Annotated in this window: 8 protein-coding genes; 3 read left to right on the top strand and 5 right to left on the bottom strand. The window is 32.6% G+C overall.

The annotated features are described in order from the left end of the window. Window positions 1–168 precede the first annotated feature (168 nt). Complete coding sequence (locus tag AAA453_RS00555) at window positions 169–7,617, top strand: amino acid adenylation domain-containing protein (RefSeq protein WP_427705568.1); 7,449 nt, start codon at window positions 169–171, stop codon at window positions 7,615–7,617. 80 nt (window positions 7,618–7,697) lie between these two features. On the opposite strand, the gene AAA453_RS00550 is transcribed toward AAA453_RS00555, so the two are convergent. From AAA453_RS00550 to fmdA, 5 genes are all read right to left on the bottom strand, one after another. Then, window positions 7,698–8,390 carry a thioesterase II family protein gene (locus tag AAA453_RS00550; RefSeq protein ID WP_427705566.1) on the bottom strand — a complete coding sequence of 231 codons (693 nt, stop codon included), beginning with the start codon at window positions 8,388–8,390 and terminating at the stop codon, window positions 7,698–7,700. A gap of 3 nt (window positions 8,391–8,393) precedes the next feature. Further along, entirely contained in the window at window positions 8,394–9,680 is a 1,287-nt protein-coding gene (locus AAA453_RS00545; RefSeq protein WP_427705564.1) for a condensation domain-containing protein, read from the bottom strand. A gap of 37 nt (window positions 9,681–9,717) precedes the next feature. Next, window positions 9,718–10,521 (bottom strand): oxidoreductase, encoded by an 804-nt coding sequence (locus AAA453_RS00540; protein ID WP_069816619.1) that lies wholly within the window; start codon window positions 10,519–10,521, stop codon window positions 9,718–9,720. 354 nt (window positions 10,522–10,875) lie between these two features. Next, window positions 10,876–11,142: an FmdB family zinc ribbon protein gene (locus AAA453_RS00535; protein ID WP_069816621.1), complete on the bottom strand. Its 267-nt coding sequence runs from the start codon at window positions 11,140–11,142 to the stop codon at window positions 10,876–10,878. Beyond that, window positions 11,142–12,335, bottom strand: coding sequence for a formamidase (gene fmdA / locus AAA453_RS00530; protein WP_069816623.1), 1,194 nt, complete (start codon window positions 12,333–12,335; stop codon window positions 11,142–11,144). The genes AAA453_RS00535 and fmdA overlap by 1 nt, the downstream gene beginning before the upstream one ends. A 664-nt stretch (window positions 12,336–12,999) precedes the next feature. On the opposite strand from fmdA, the gene AAA453_RS00525 reads away from it, so the two are divergent. Continuing rightward, window positions 13,000–14,529, top strand: a complete 1,530-nt coding sequence (locus AAA453_RS00525) for an NADH dehydrogenase subunit 5 (protein ID WP_427705562.1) — start codon at window positions 13,000–13,002, stop codon at window positions 14,527–14,529. A gap of 1 nt (window position 14,530) precedes the next feature. Then, window positions 14,531–17,158 carry a DUF2309 domain-containing protein gene (locus AAA453_RS00520; RefSeq protein ID WP_427705560.1) on the top strand — a complete coding sequence of 876 codons (2,628 nt, stop codon included), beginning with the start codon at window positions 14,531–14,533 and terminating at the stop codon, window positions 17,156–17,158. Window positions 17,159–17,359 lie beyond the last annotated feature (201 nt).

The following is a 17,359-nucleotide window of genomic DNA, read 5'->3' as shown; positions in this document are numbered from 1 at the left end:
ATTCATTTACTATAAGTTAATAATAATTTATGATTTAATAAAAAAATTACAAAATATTTACAATTTATAACCTTTTATAACTTTTATTATTATAATAATAAGAGTTATAAAAGGTTATTTTTTTAAAAAATATGTTAATCTTAAGATATAAAAAAAGGGGGTTTAATTATGGAAACAAGTACTTTATCAGATGCACAGACCGAAATTATTCAGTTACAAGAATATTATGAAAATAATAGCATTAATAATATACCGGGGATTATTTATATTAAACCTGAAGTTAAAATAGAAAAAATAGAAAAGGCATTAAATAATCTAATAAAAACACATGAGAGCTATAGAATTAAAATGAAAAAAGTGAAAGGTGAATATAAACAATATATTACTGAACACAAAGATAGAAATTTTGATTTTATTGACTTTATGAATAATCAAGTAGGGTATGATGAATGGATTAATGAACAGGCACGTAAAAACCTATTTTTTGAAAATAAGGACTTATTTGACTTTAAAATAATGAGGTTACCTACTGGGAAAACCGGAATACTTTTGCTGGAACATCATGTTATTTCAGATGCGTGGAGTGTGACAGTAGCTATCAATACAATATGTAAATATTTAATTGATGGAACTAATAACAAGCAAATAGAGTCTACATATTTTAATTACATCAAAGAAGAATTAGAATATAAAAATTCTAAAAGGTTTGAAAAAGATAAAAATTTCTGGTTAAAAAAGGTTGAAAATTTAGAAGATAATGAATTATTCGAAAATAATAGTGAAAATAATGGTCTGAGTAATAGAAAAAGTTATAGTTTCTCTGATATAGAAACCCATAGAATACACGACTTTTGTGAAAAAAATAATATAAGTATTAATAATTTATTCTCTTCCATTATGATTATTATAAAATATAAAAAAACAGCATCGAAAAAAATTTCAGTCGGGTCAGTAATGCATAATAGAAATAAAAAAGCAGAAAAAGGGCTTACTGGCGTGTTTTCAAGGGCATTGCCAATTATAATTGATGTCTCTAGTGATTATTCTATATTTGATTTATTAACCCAAACAAAATATGAAAGTTTCAATATACTAAAACATAGAAAATATCCGTATAGAAATATAGTAGAAGATAGTGGTGGGCAAAAAGGACTATTAGACTGTTTGATTTCCTATCAAAACACTCAACACAATTATGAAATTATAAAAAATGGTTATTCAGATGAATGGATAGAAAATGGCTCAAATAACGCGCCATTAACTGTAAATATTAGTAATAGGAATAGGGAAGATACTTTAATTGTAGATTATGATTATCAAAGTGCTGTTGTGAATGAGAAAGAAATTATAGACCTGCATAAGATAATATTAAAAGTCATAGAAGAAATAATAGAAAATCCAAGTAAAAAGATTAAAAATATAGAGTTATTGGATGAAAACGAAAAAGATACCATCTTAAACGACTTTAATGATACAGAGGTTAGTTTAAATAATACGGAAACGTTTGTTGAACGTTTTGAAAAGCAAGTGAAAAAAACGCCATATCAAACAGCGATTACGTATGAAGGCAAACGTTTAAGCTATAATGAGTTAAATATCCGTGCGAATCAGCTTGCTTATCAATTAAGAGATGAAGGTGTGAAAGCTGACAGTCTAGTTGGTTTAATTATGGATCGACAACTTGAAACGATTATTAGTATTTATGGAATTTTAAAAGCAGGTGGCGCTTATGTTCCAATTGATCCTAATTATCCAATTGACCGTATTAATTATATTTTAGAAGATAGTCAACCGAAGGTTTTACTAACAGATCGAGTATTAGATGAATCTATAAAATATGAAAATAAAGTAATTGATTTAACTAAAGAGATAAAATCAGAAACATTTCCAACTTCTAATTTAAAACAAATTTCAGATAAGTCTAACTTAATGTATGTGATTTATACTTCAGGTACAACTGGAAAACCGAAGGGCGTTATGGCACATAGTGAAGGCGTTATGAACCGTTTGAACTGGGTGATAAATAAATATAATGTTGATGGTGACGATACAATATTATTTAAAACACCTTATACTTTCGACGTTTCAGTTTGGGAAATATTTGGCTGGGCTATGGCCGGTAGTCAAATTGTTTTACTACCATCTGGAGAAGAAGGTAATCCTGAAAAAATAACTGCATTATTAGAAGATTACGCAGTAACGATGGTTCACTTCGTACCTTCGATGTTAAATATGTTCGTCAATTTTATTAAATCTACGAACAACTCACAGTCCATTTCGAAATTAAAATATGTTTTAGCTAGTGGCGAAGCATTGAAACCTGAACAAGCTAATGACTTTAATCATTTTATCGGGAATAAAAACAATACTGCCTTATTAAATCTATATGGTCCTACTGAGACAACCGTTGACGTAACAAGTTTTGACTGTGAAAACCATAAGACATATGACTCAATTCCAATCGGTAAACCAATCTCAAATATTCAAGCTTATATTCTAAATGAAGATAATAATATAATGGGTATCGGCGTGCCTGGCGAACTCTGTATTGCGGGCGTGGGTGTCACAGCAGGGTATTTAAACCGTCCTGAATTAACACAAGAGAAATTTATTGATAATCCGTTTGGGAAAGGTAAATTATATCGTACGGGAGATTTAGCGAAATGGAATGCCGACGGCAATATTAGTTATATAGGTCGTATAGATGAACAAGTTAAAATACGTGGTTATCGTATTGAATTGGGCGAAATTGAAAGTGTTTTAAGACAACAGGCTCATATCATTGATGTAGCGGTTGTTGCGACAACGATGGTTGAAAATGAATTATCTATTTGTGCGTATTTAGTATCAGATGACGCACTTGATTTTGGATCTCTAAAAACATCTTTAGGTCAAAAGTTACCAGATTATATGATACCAGCATATATGACACAACTTGATAAACTGCCAGTAACTTCAAATGGAAAGCTGAATAAAAAAGCTTTACCAAAAATCAAAGTTGAAAGTAAAGTATATGTAGCGCCGACAAACGACATAGAAAGCGCTGTGGCGAAAGCATTTGAAGCAGTATTACATGTGAATCAAGTTAGTATCCATGATAATTTCTTCGAAATGGGAGGGCACTCACTTAAAGCCATTAGTGTAATCAATGAAATTGAACATTGTATTGGGATCAGATTACCATTAAAAATTATCTTTGAGAAACCAACGGTTGCTCAATTAGCTGAGTTTATAAAAAATAGTAAAGACCATAAGAATATTCAAGATATTCCACAAGCTGAAGATAAACCCTCTTATTATGTATCTTCACAACAGAAGAGATTATATGTTTTAAATGAAATGACGGAGGGGCAAACGGCTTACAATATGCCGGGAATACTTGAAATTAAAGGTGACGTAGATATTGAACGTGTACGTTATGCTTTCCAGAGTTTAATTAACCATCATGAAATTTTAAGGACACATTTTGAAGTGTTTGAAGGAGAACCTGTTCAAATTATCAAAGATAGTGTATCTATTAATATAGACTATGAAGAGAAAATGGATATTAATTATGATAATCTCTTAAGTGAATTTGTAAGTCCATTTGACTTAGCACAGGCGCCTCTATTAAGAGTAAAAGTAGTGAAGTATGACGAACAAAAATATCTTTTATTATTTGATATGCACCATATCATTTCTGATGGTTTATCTATCAATATTATTATTAAAGATTTTTCGAGATTGTATCAAAGCGAAACATTAGAAGCATTGAAAATACATTATAAAGACTATAGTGAGTGGATGTGTGAACGTGATTTAAATCAACAACGTGCATTTTGGTTATCACAATTTGAAGAGGAAGCACCTGTTTTAGATTTACCTTATGATTATACTAGACTTAAACAGCAAAGTTTTAAAGGTAGAACAACGTCAATGCACATGCCTAATGAAACTAAGAACGCGATTAGTCAGCTTGCGCAAAAAACTGGTAGTACGGATTACATGATTTTATCGGCATCATTTATGGTATTACTTCATAAATATAGTAGACAAGAAGATATAGTTATTGGTAGTCCAGTCTCCGGAAGAACACATAAACATACCGAAGGTATATTAGGTATGTTTGTTAACACACTAGCAATGAGAGGTTATCCAGAACGAAATAAAACGTTTGAACAATTATTGTCAGAAGTAAAGAACCTTTCTATAAAAGCTTTTGATAATCAAGAATATCCACTCGAAGATTTAGTAGAAGAAGTAGTAGAAAGACGTGATTTAACTCGTAATCCTTTATTCGATGTATTATTCACGTTACAAAATAATGATAATCAAGCATTTGAAATTAATGATTGGTCTGTTGAAGTTAAAGAAGCATCACATACAAATGCGAAATTTGATTTGAGTATGACAATTGAAGAAGATGAAGGATATAAAGTTTCATTAGAATATGCAAGTGAATTATTTAGTGAAGCGACGATAGAGCGTATGTTGAAACACTTTATGGAAGTTTTAGTTGAAATTACAAAGGATTCCTCTCAAAAACTGAGTGAGATTGAGATGATAACTGAAGAAGAAAATGCAGTTATTTTTGATGACTTTAATGATACAGAGGTGAGTTTAAATAATACGGAAACGTTTGTTGAACGTTTTGAAAAGCAAGTGAAAAAAACGCCTCATCAAACAGCGATTACGTATGAAGGCAAACATTTAAGCTATAATGAGTTAAATATCCGTGCGAATCAGCTTGCTTATCAATTAAGAGATGAAGGCGTGGAAGCTGACAGTCTAGTTGGTTTAATTATGGATCGACAACTTGAAACGATTATTAGTATTTATGGAATTTTAAAAGCAGGTGGCGCTTATGTTCCAATTGATCCTAATTACCCAATTGACCGCATTAATTATATTTTAGAAGATAGTCAACCGAAGGTTTTACTAACAGATCGAGTATTAGATGAATCTATAAAATATGAAAATAGAGTAATTGATTTAACTAAAGAGACAAAATCAGAAACATTTCCAACTTCTAATTTAAAACAAATTTCAGATAAGTCTAACTTAATGTATGTGATTTATACTTCAGGTACAACTGGAAAACCGAAGGGCGTTATGGCACATAGTGAAGGCGTTATGAACCGTTTGAACTGGGTGATAAATAAATATAATGTTGATGGTGACGATACAATATTATTTAAAACGCCTTATACTTTCGACGTTTCAGTTTGGGAAATATTTGGCTGGGCTATGGCCGGTAGTCAAATTGTTTTACTACCATCTGGAGAAGAAGGTAACCCTGAAAAAATAACTGCATTATTAGAAGATTACGCGGTAACGATGGTTCACTTCGTGCCTTCGATGTTAAATATGTTCGTCAATTTTATTAAATCTACGAACAACTCACAGTCCATTTCGAAATTAAAATATGTTTTAGCTAGTGGCGAAGCATTGAAACCTGAACAAGCTAATGACTTTAATCATTTTATCGGGAATAAAAACAATACTGCCTTACTAAATCTATATGGTCCTACTGAGACAACCGTTGACGTAACAAGTTTTGACTGTGAAAACCATAAGACATATGACTCAATTCCAATCGGTAAACCAATCTCAAATATTCAAGCTTATATTTTAAATGAAGATAATAATATAATGGGTATCGGCGTGCCTGGCGAACTCTGTATTGCGGGCGTGGGTGTCACAGCAGGTTATTTAAACCGTCCTGAATTAACACAAGAGAAATTTATTGATAACCCGTTTGGGGAAGGTAAATTATATCGTACGGGAGATTTAGCGAAATGGAATGCCGACGGCAATATTAGTTATATAGGTCGTATAGATGAACAAGTTAAAATACGTGGTTATCGTATTGAATTGGGCGAAATTGAAAGTGTTTTAAGACAACAGGCTCATATCATTGATGTAGCGGTTGTTGCGACAACGATGGTTGGAAATGAATTATCTATTTGTGCGTATTTAGTATCAGATGACACACTTGATTTTAGATCTCTAAAAACATCTTTAGGTCAAAAGTTACCAGATTATATGATACCAGCATATATGACACAACTTGATAAACTACCAGTAACTTCAAATGGAAAGCTGAATAAAAAAGCTTTACCAAAAATCAAAGTTGAAAGTAAAGTATATGTAGCGCCGACAAACGACATGGAAAGCGCTGTGGCGAAAGCATTTGAAGCAGTATTACATGTAAATCAAGTTAGTATCCATGATAATTTCTTCGAAATGGGCGGAGATTCACTTAAAGCCATAAAGTTAACATCGTTAATATCTAAATTATATAATATATCAATTAAAGATATCTTTGAATTACAGACAGTGGAATCTATAAGTAAAGCATTGATTGAACGTGAAGAAATGAATGTAATGACAAAATTAGATGCATTAAAATTTCCGAATGTTAAGAATGAACATCATTTAAATAGTGATTTTATATCAGAAATCAATGATTACAAAGTGCAAAGTAACGAAAATTATAAATTCATTGATAAAGATGTCGTTAAATCTAACAAACAAATATTATTGACAGGCGCTACAGGTTACTTAGGTATCCATATATTAAAAGATTTATTAGAACGTAAAGATTTAATTATTCATGTGTTAGTGAGAAATAATAAAAAAATAAGCGGTGAGAGCAAATTAAATAACAATTGGTCCTATTACTTTAATTCTCAATTAAAAACAGAAGATTTGAACCGTATTCATTTTGTAGAGGGCGATATTGAATCAAAATATTTAGGTTTTTCTAATAGTAATTATGATTATTTAGTAAATAATATAGATATTATTATAAATGCAGCAGCAAATGTAAATCATTTTGCGACAGAAGAATCTTCTTATAACACAAATGTTAAATCAATCCACAATTTAATATCTTTTGCGAAAGACAAAAAGAAAAAAGAAATTCACCATATGTCTACAATTAGCGTAGCTTCAGGTAGCGTAGAGGATAAAAATAGTATTACTTTTTCTGAATATGATGTAGATATTTCTCAAAAACCAAATAATATCTATATTGATGGTAAGATAGAAGCTGAAAAATTACTTATTGCTTATCGTGAAGAAGGTATTGAGACAAATATTTATAGACTAGGTAATTTACAATGTGACTCTAGAACAGGAATTTTTCAAAAAAATGAAGAAAACAATGCTTTTTATAGTGTCATAAAATCATTTAAGATGTTCCAGAAGTTTCCAAGGCTCGAAGATGATGACTTAGAATTCACTCATGTTGACCAAGCTGCACAAGCATGTAATAAATTAATATTGAATGATCAATTAAGCAATGAAATCCATCACATTTATAACAACAAGCGCTTATCACTCCAGAAATTAATGGAAGTATATAATGCGAATAACCATTATATAGAAGCTGTTTATTGGGATGCCTTTTTAGATCACTTAATGGAATGTATAGACCTTGGAGTAATGAGCGATGAAGTCAATGCGTTCTTACTTCACACAGGTATCTTAGACAATACATTATTTAATAAAGTACATTTCGAAATTTTAGATTATAAAACTAATTTCATACTGGAAAAATTAAATTTCCAGTGGGAACCAACAAGTGAAAACACATTAGATATAATGATTAATCATACAAAAAATAATTTCTAAAAAAATGAGGTAGCAAATTTTATTTTGCTACCTCATTTTTATTTTTAACGTATGAATAAACTTTGGAAATTAAAAGCGGTTTAATTTAAAACTAATTTTATTTCTTCGCTTAATTGGTCGTAAGCATCAGTAATAAATAAGTGACTTCCTTGAAAGAATTTATATTCTACATGTTCACTTGTTAGATTCGACCATTTGTACAAAGTATGATTAGCTATAGTGTCATTTTCACCTACAAATATAGAAAGTGTAGTATTCATTTTCTTCTTCTCATAACTATTATGATAGTTATCTATTGCGAGAAAATCGTTTTTAAGAGCAGGTTCAACAATTTCCCATAATTCCTCGTGATTCAAGACTTCTTCAGGAGTATCACCTTTATCTTTTATAAACTTTTTAAATTCAAAATCACTCATATTATTTATATTATTATGCTTAGCATATCCAATAGGTTCACAAGCACAAAGAATCATATGGCTAGGAAGAATATGATGAGATTTATGTAATCTAAAGTAAATTTCATAAGCCAAGATGGCTCCTAAACTGTAACCTAATATTATATATTGTTCAGGCTTTTCTTTAATAATTTGATTGGTTAAATCATCGACCATATCTTCAATTGTGAGAAGAGGTTGCTCATTTAACCTTTCTCCATGACCTGGAAGTTCTAAGGATTTTAAATCAATATCCTTGTGAAGCTTATTCTTTAGAGGGTAAAATATAAATTTATTCCCTCCTGCAAATGGGATGCAAAACAAAGTAACGTTCATCATAAATTATCGACCGCTTTTAAAAGTAACAACTTCTATGTCGTTTAAACGTGCGTGCGGGTTATTATAAAATTGAACTAAAATATCTACTAAACTATAATGGATTTGTTCAATATCTTTCTCGGTTAAGTAGCATGTACTGAAGTCATAATCGATATGCAATGTATTATCATTATTTCTATTACTAATATTCATATTTAATTTGTTGTAAAGGTTTGCTTCATTTAATAACCATTCCTCTTTAAACCCTTCTTTTGTAATTTCATTATCATATTGCATATTATGATATGAAATAGCAAAGTCAGCCAAGCTCGGTACATCTTTCTCTTTGTTTTGTTCTATCAATACTGTTGTAGGTAATTTTCTATGTTTTAGTAATTTGAAGTTTTCTTTTTTAACTAAGTTTATAAAACTTTCAACAGATTGCTCAGGATTTAATTCAACGATTAATGGCAGTGCTTTTGTGAACAAACCACAAGTCTCTTTTTCGATGTTACTACTTCTATTATGTACCATCAAACCAATTGAATTTTGATTCTTATTTGATAATTTACTAATATATAAATGCATCAAAGACATAAATAGTGTACTAATACTAATAGAATAATCACTACACATTTTATGAATCAACTTAAATTCGTATTCATTAAGAGAATAAGTTTCTCTTAATGATTTATAATCTAAATTTTGTAATTTTGTTAAAAAATCAGTCATTTCATAGTTGGATATTGTATTAAACCAATAGTTCTTATCGATTTCAAAACGGCGAGAATTTAAGTATTTTTGGTCATCATTAGCGATATCTAAATAAGAATAAGTATTAGGTTCCACATCATGACCAATCAGAATTTTTGCGACATAGTTAACAGAATGAGTTATGCTCCATGCGTCAGTAATAGCATGGTGGTGTGTGAAGAAAACAGAATGCTTTCCATCGGGGTTTTTTACAATTGTAAAGTCGTATAAATCGCTATTTAATTCAAATAAGCATTTATTTTTTTGTTGATCAATCCAAGCGTTATATTGAGCTTCGTCTGTAAATTCAACTACTGGGAAGTATTGGAAATTAAATGGTTGTAAAGATTGTTTTAGTTCACCTGATTCATTAATTATATGAATTCTATATGCATCAAAATTTTCAACAAGCTTATTTAATGCATTATTTATAGCATCATAAGAATAAGTGTTTTCGATATATAATAAATTAGAAAGATTAGAAATGCTTGTATTAGGTTGTGATAACTCCAACATTGCATAATGATTTTGGGCAAAAGTTAGATTTGCAGTGGACATTTAAATTCGCTCCTGTCATAAATTATTTAGATATCTATTATTTGATAATAAAATTATATAGCTTAACTGGTAAAACTGCATGTAAAAAAATAGAGGTCTTAGCAAGGAAACCGACAATATATCGTGGTTTTACAATGCGTCTTTCTATTGAATTAGTGATAACTTTAGCTACAGCGGAAGGAGGATAAAATAAATTAAGTGAATTTAACTTGATCATTGTATTTGCCAGTGTTAAAGCTTTTTCTTCATAGATTCCTCCTTTAGCAGATGATTTAAGATTTTGAGCTGTAATCGTAGACCATTCTGTTTTTATACCACCTGGTTGGATAACGATAACGTCTATGCCAAAATCAGAAAGTTCTAAACGTAAGCTTTCGGTGTATCCCTCTAATGCATGTTTAGAAGCATGGTACCAAGTACCTAGATAATTAGGTATACGTCCACCGATTGATGATATGTTTACAATTTTCCCTGCTTTTTGTTCGCGCATGGAAGGTATAACAGCTCTTGTTATCTCAGATAGTCCGAATAGGTTTACATCGAACTGTCTTTTCGCTTCTTCAATAGACACGTCCTCAATAGCACCATATGACCCATATCCAGCATTATTTATTAAAATGTTTATATGCCCTTCTTGGTTTAAAATATGGTTAACTACTTCTTTAATCGCATCATAATCTGTTATATCCAGCTTCATTATTTTGACATTATATGCTGATAAACCTTGCATTTTCTTTGTGTTTCTTGCAAGAGCATAAACGCGATAGTCTTTTTTAGCTAACATTTTAGCTGTTTCAAAACCAATTCCGCTACTTGCTCCTGTGACTATAGCAACTTTCATTAAAACCAGCCCCCTTTGTTTTTTAAATAAAAAGATTAAGTAAGTTGAATATAAATATATTGCTTATTTTATAAATATATCACAAATTATACTTTTATTAAAAAAATAGCTTCTCTTTAGTTTTATTAAAATTGTTAACAAAATATTAATTTTATCTACTAAAAGTTAAATTAATATTTTTTTGTTGATTATTGTCATTGTGCTTTTTAAGGATGGTTAATGAAATTAGAGGGAAGGAAGCAATGTCATATATTGAGTCGGTGAAGTGAAGGCTGAAGTGTAAAAATCCATCATTGCTTTATGATTATAAGCAATGATGGATTAGAGTGTTAGTAATACTATTAAATATTTAGATTAATGGCCGGCCATCCAAGGTCTGGCAGTGTTTGTGATTGTTTGATTTTTTTGTGGTAATTTATCTTTAGTGACTACTTTTGGTTTTTGTCCTTGTTCGATGCGTTTTTTTAACTTTGAGTCCATTCCATAAGTTTGAAAAGCAGTATATACACGTTTAGATAAATGGCCACATGCAGGACATGAAACGTTATCGTGTGTGTCATTCATAGATTGACGAATTGTAAATTCATCACAGTTTGGACATACATATGTGTAGTTTGGCATTATTCATCAGGCTCCAATTCGGGTAAAATATCGCCCTTGAATATTTCCCGGGGAATGGCAATGGTACAACAGGCATTAGGGACATCGACAATACCGGCTACGGTGCCTTGAACAGGTGCTGATCCTAGTAACATATAGGCTTGTTCACCTGTAAAACCACGCGTTTTTAAGAATTCAATTGCATTTAAACAAGCATTCCGATAAGCAGTGTTTGCATCTAAGTATGTTTGGTCTCCGTTAAATTCATTAACTGAAATACCTTCAAAAACAATATAGTCTGTATAATTTGGCATAACAGGGCCGGGTTTAAATGCAGGATTTTTCTTGATTTGGTATTTCTCCATCCCATTTTTAATTACGTTTACGCGTAATTCAATCCAACCTGGCATTTCAATTCCACCGCAAAAAGTGATTTCACCATCTCCTTGAGAGAAGTGTAAATCTCCTACAGACAGTTTGGCGCCATCAACGAATACAGGAAAATAAATACGAGAACCTTTTGATAAATTTTTAATGTCACAATTGCCTCCATTTTCTCTTGGAGGCACTGTTCTTGCACCTTCTTTTGCTACACGTTCAAAATCATTTCCTTTAAGATCACCTAGTACGACTGCATCAGTTTCGGGTAAGTTAGCTAATACAGGTTCACGATTAGGGTCAGTATCGACCAACGCTTGTTCACGTCGATTCCATTCATCAAGCATGTCTTGTGAAGGTGCGACACCGATTAATCCTGGATGAATAATACCAGCAAATTCAACGCCAGGGATATGACGACTCGTAGCGTATATCCCATTGAAATCCCAAATTGATTTTTGAGCATTTGGATAATGATCTACTAAAAAACTTCCGCCATTCGTTTTATCAAAAATACCGTTAAAACCCCATTCGTGTTCTGGGAATGTACCTATGTCTAGTATATCTACGACTAATAAATCACCAGGTTCAACACCATTGATGTGAACAGGTCCACTTAATACATGCACACGGTTTAAATTAACGTGTTTGATATCACTTGCATCATCGTTATTGGAAATTTGTCCATCTGTCCAATCTAAACATTCCATACGAAATGATTCACCAAGTTCTACTGAAAAAGCTGCTGGAATATCTGGGTGCCATCGGTTATGTCCAGGGTGATCTTGTTGGTCCATTTTCTTACTTAAATCAATATTGAATAACTTTTTTGGCATAATAAGCATCCTCCTACTTAATTTAAATAGATAAAATGTGACTGTATCATATGTTGAATAAATAATAACACAAAATGTGTAAAATTATAATTAAATTGAGTGGATGGATAAATAAGAAAAGAGAAAGTTAAAAACTAAGAAAGTATATAGCAAAGAAGGAATGTTATTTTAATTATTAATAGCGTGTTTTAAGCTGTATATATAATTATTAAAAGCATTGTTAAATTCATTATAGAAGTTTGTGTTTCTTGACAATCACGAATAATAAGTATATGTTTGTAATATTAAATAAAAATAAATATAGTCGTTGAATACTGCTTTTTTCACGATATTAAAGCTTTAGCAAGCTGTTAATAATCATATTGGCAAATTGAAAAAGTGTACGAATAGTGTTGAAAAGTTAAAATCATCCGTCATATAAGATTAAATGTAATATTTTTAGATTATAAAATTCATAAACATTTATACATATAAGGTAGCAAAGCAAATCACTTCGTTAAAAAGTGCGTTGCAATGAAGCCGACAATTGTAATAAACCGTCCGTGGTTTATTGTATATTGTCGGCTTTTTTTAATGGGAAAATAACTGAACATACTAAGTTATACATAAAAGTAGCTTGATTTTGTAACACTAAAATTAATGTAAAAAGAAAGGAGAATCCAATATGTTCACATCGCTTAATGTATCAATACTGTTAATAATATTTTTCATCACTGTTATTGTTTCTGTATTGAGTGGCATCATGTTTTTAAATTCACGCATACCATTGGCGTATGTGCGCATACATATATTTTTAGTGGCTTTACCACCACTTGTAGCATTTATCGGACTTATAGGCGCACCGAAAAATATAGAAGTAGGATTTTGGTATTCGGATTTTCTAGCATGGTTAATGGCCTTTTTCGTTTTAGTCATAGGCTTAATCATTCAACGTTATTGTGTACAGTATCTAATGGGCGATCGAAGTTATAGAAAGTACTTCACTTTATTTACAATTACCACTAGTTTTGCCGCAATGGCTTGGTTAACAGGTGATTTGCGTATTATGGTGATCAGTTGGGGCGTAACGTTACTTGGTTTAACGCTATTAATTAGCTTAACAAGCGCTTGGAAAGTGACAAGAGCTGCTGCAAAAGTAACCGGTAAATTGTTTTTGTTAAGTTGGCTAGCATTATTGTTGGCGGTAGTGTGGATTGCATTATTAACTGGTGAATGGCAATATACCTCGATTTTCACAGCTACAAATTTAGCTCAAATTAATGCGTGGGAAAGTTTTGGTATTAATATGCTCATTATATTAGCAGTTATGGTGCCAGCTGCACAGTTTCCATTTCAAAGATGGTTAATAGAATCAGTCGCAGCACCAACACCGGTGTCGGCGATTATGCATGCAGGTATTGTGAATGCGGGTAGTATCATATTGGCGAGATTTTCACCGATATTTAATGGTGACATTGCAACATTCGTATTGTTATTGTTTGCCAGTATTTCTGTACTGATTGGTGCAGGTATAAGTTTAGTGCATGTAGATTATAAACGCCTTTTAGTAGGATCTACAATTGGACAAATGGGCTTTATGTTAATCCAGTGCGCAATGGGTGCATACATTCCTGCGATTATCCATTTGATTTTACATGGTTTATTTAAAGCAACGCTCTTCTTACGCTCTGGTTCGGCGGTGCGTCACTTTAATGTACCAAGACGTGCTAGTGAGAGAATGTCATATTTATGGATTATATCAGGTCGTGTATTAGCTTTGGCTATTGGTTTAGGTTTTTGGCTTACATCTCCTGGTGAAGGCTATCGTTTAGTGAGTGGCCTCATCTTAGCTTGGTCATTATCGGTATCATGGACACAACTTGTTGCATTTGGAGAAGGGAAATTCGGACGTATCATGGGATTATTGATACTCATTGTCGTTGGCTCAGTATACTTTATCGTTCATCACTTCTTCGCTAGCGCCTTACATACGATGACTTTCAATAGTGTTCAACCACCTATGCTTGTCGTTGTAATTGTAGCTTTAATGCTCTTGATTGGTAGTTTAATGAGTACATGGGTCGCACGTAATCGTTCATCGGTCGCATTTTCAATATTATATATGTGGCTTGTACGTATTGGGGATGCAAAAGCTGACACTGTAGAACGTCATCCAAACTACCTTAAAACATATTTAACAAAAGGAGGACACTAAAATGGGGGAAGCAAATAGAGAGACAGACTATGTTTCACAAAACAATCCTAATGATATTCGAACATTAATTGATGCTGCAAGTAAGGTTATTGTCCCGTTATCGCCCATTTCAGTGTTTGCGGCAAGAAGTCCGTGGTCTGGGTTAGAGGATAAAACATTTGATGAAGTTGCACATTGGCTTAAACAAGTGCGAGAAGTAGATATTTATCCTGCGATAGCAAGTATATTAGAAGCTAAGAAACAGGGCGAAATAGACGAGCGTAAGATAGAGGAACAATTCCAACAGTGGTTGGAGCAAGCGTCATTAGCAATACCAAGAGAAAATGCAATGGAATATGGGCGTAATGCTTTAAAATTACATCCTTTAAAATCTAATCATCATGTACAAGGGCAAGTCGATGCATTGGCACAACAGTTAGAGGATTTAGATTTATCAAGTGATGTCAAAAGCTCAACGCCGTTATTGTCTACGTATGTAATGGATGAAAATAATAAAAAATTAATCGATACAGTGGATTATCACGTTATTAAGTGGTGTAAGTTATTTGTTGATGATGCACAATCAGGGTGGACAATGCCCCATCGTGAAAAAGGATTATTCTATTCTTGGAAACGTTTAATCCAATATGATCCAGCGTTAACGAAAGCTCAACGTGCCCGGTTAAAGACTTTACCTGATGATGCTGAGTCATTAATTAGAGCCACATTGTTAAAATTAGGTATTGCTGAGGCAGACACGCAAAATTATTTAGAGAATCATTTATTATCATTACCAGGTTGGGCAGGTATGATGCTATGGCAGCATGAAAATAATAGTAAAATGGAGTCGTTGTTATTAGATTACCTTGCGCTTCGTTTAGGCATGGAGTGGGTAATCATGGAACCGTATTTATCAGACTTACCTACAAATGATACATCAGCGAATCAATCTATTTCATTAGCGGATTGCATTTTGTCATGGATGCAATGGGGCGGTTTTACGGCACAACAATGGGACAAATTAACAACGCAAGAACAACAGCAACATGTGTTATTTGCCGTTCAGTTTAATGATCAATTACGTCGTAAATTATTGTTAGAGGCTTGGGAAGCAACTTATAATCAGCAATTAAGAAAGATTATTGCGCCTGAAAAGCAAGTGTTGGTGGAGAATGACACGCCACTTGCACAAATGGCATTTTGTATAGATGTACGTTCTGAGCCATTTCGTAAACAAATTGAAGCAGCAGGTCCCTTTGAAACGATAGGTATTGCAGGGTTCTTTGGTTTGCCGATTGCCAAAAATGAACTTGGAAATCAACATAGCCATCCATCTTTACCTGTAATGAATAAGCCACAGCATAAAATTAAAGAATATACACAGGAAAAAGAACCAACTATTTTCCGACAACGTAAGCATGTACTTGAATCGGTCACTTATACGTTTAAGAAAATGAAACAAAACGTGTTGCCTAGTTTACTATTACCAGAACTCAGTGGTCCGTGGTTAACACTACAAACATTTACACGCAGTTTTATACCAAATCGTGTAGGCAACGTGATTCGCAAGTTCTATGCAGGTTGGTTGCAAAAGCCAGAAGATACAGCACTTACGCTTAATCATCATCATCGTAGAGAAGATGGTTTGCCTGTAGGGTTTACAAAAGATGAGCAGTTAAATTATACACGCCAAGCGCTACGCTTAATGGATTTAACGACAGACTTTTCACCTTTAGTTGTTATGTGTGGTCATGGTAGTCAAAGCGCGAATAATCCGTATGCTGCCTCGTTAGATTGTGGTGCATGTGGTGGTGCAGCAAGTGGTTTTAATGGCAAAGTATTAGCACAGTTGTGTAATTTGCCAGAAGTGAGACAAGGGCTAGCACACGATGGTATTGAAATTCCGGAAACGACCGTATTTGCAGCTGCAGAACATCAGACTTCTGTGGATACATTAGAGTGGGTTTATGTACCAGAATTACCAGAAGTGGCACAAAAAGCTTATGATGCTATTGAAGCAGCAATGCCTAACGTCAGCTATTATGCTAATGAACAACGCTTAGAACAATTACCAAATAATAATGTAACGAAGAAAAATCCTGTCAATGAAGCGCATCGCTTATCAAATGATTGGAGCGAGATAAGACCAGAGTGGGGATTAGCTAAAAATGCTGCCTTTATTATTGGACAACGTGAGCTAACAAAGCACAGTGACTTACAAGGCAGAGCATTTTTGCATAATTATGATTGGAAAAACGACCAAGATGGTAGTATATTAGCCAATATTATTGGTGGGCCTGCAGTTGTAGCACAATGGATTAACTTACAATACTATGCTTCTACAGTTGCGCCACATTATTATGGTAGTGGTAGTAAAACAACACAAACTGTGACAGCTGGCATTGGTGTTATGCAAGGGAATGCGAGTGACTTGTTAACAGGCTTACCTTGGCAATCCGTGATGTCGTCAGATGATAAAATGTACCATTCACCTATACGTTTACTTGTAGTGATCCAAGCTCCTGAAAACTTTGTGAAAGAACGATTAGAAGCGGATAAAGCATTCCAACAAAAAGTACAAAACGGTTGGGTGAGATTAGCAACGATTGATGAAGATGGCCAATGGCATGACTGGTCAACGGATTATTAAGCTATATTTAAATGTCATGTCATTAAAAATCTATGAGCATATTGATATCTTATCGTACTTAATTTATTAAATAAAATATAAATGATTTCCCGGGTGATATTGTAGAACTGTGGAGAAAAGTATGCAAAAATGATAATGTTATCTTTATTCAAATAATAATCTAACTTAACCTCATTTTGGTTCTACAGGAGATGCATACTA

It is taken from the genome of Staphylococcus parequorum, from assembly GCF_039237145.1.
GTDB lineage: Bacteria > Bacillota > Bacilli > Staphylococcales > Staphylococcaceae > Staphylococcus > Staphylococcus equorum_A.
The sequence above is the reverse complement of the archived record's forward strand: the minus strand, read 5'-3'. Positions and strand labels throughout refer to the sequence as shown.

Coding starts and splice junctions, on each gene's coding strand:
- AAA453_RS00535 (WP_069816621.1), bottom strand. CDS start 11,142: ATGCCAAACTACACATATGTATGTCCAAACTGTGATGAATTTACAATT.
- AAA453_RS00555 (WP_427705568.1), top strand. CDS start 169: ATGGAAACAAGTACTTTATCAGATGCACAGACCGAAATTATTCAGTTA.
- AAA453_RS00525 (WP_427705562.1), top strand. CDS start 13,000: ATGTTCACATCGCTTAATGTATCAATACTGTTAATAATATTTTTCATC.
- AAA453_RS00545 (WP_427705564.1), bottom strand. CDS start 9,680: ATGTCCACTGCAAATCTAACTTTTGCCCAAAATCATTATGCAATGTTG.
- AAA453_RS00520 (WP_427705560.1), top strand. CDS start 14,531: ATGGGGGAAGCAAATAGAGAGACAGACTATGTTTCACAAAACAATCCT.
- AAA453_RS00550 (WP_427705566.1), bottom strand. CDS start 8,390: ATGATGAACGTTACTTTGTTTTGCATCCCATTTGCAGGAGGGAATAAA.
- AAA453_RS00540 (WP_069816619.1), bottom strand. CDS start 10,521: ATGAAAGTTGCTATAGTCACAGGAGCAAGTAGCGGAATTGGTTTTGAA.
- fmdA (WP_069816623.1), bottom strand. CDS start 12,335: ATGCCAAAAAAGTTATTCAATATTGATTTAAGTAAGAAAATGGACCAA.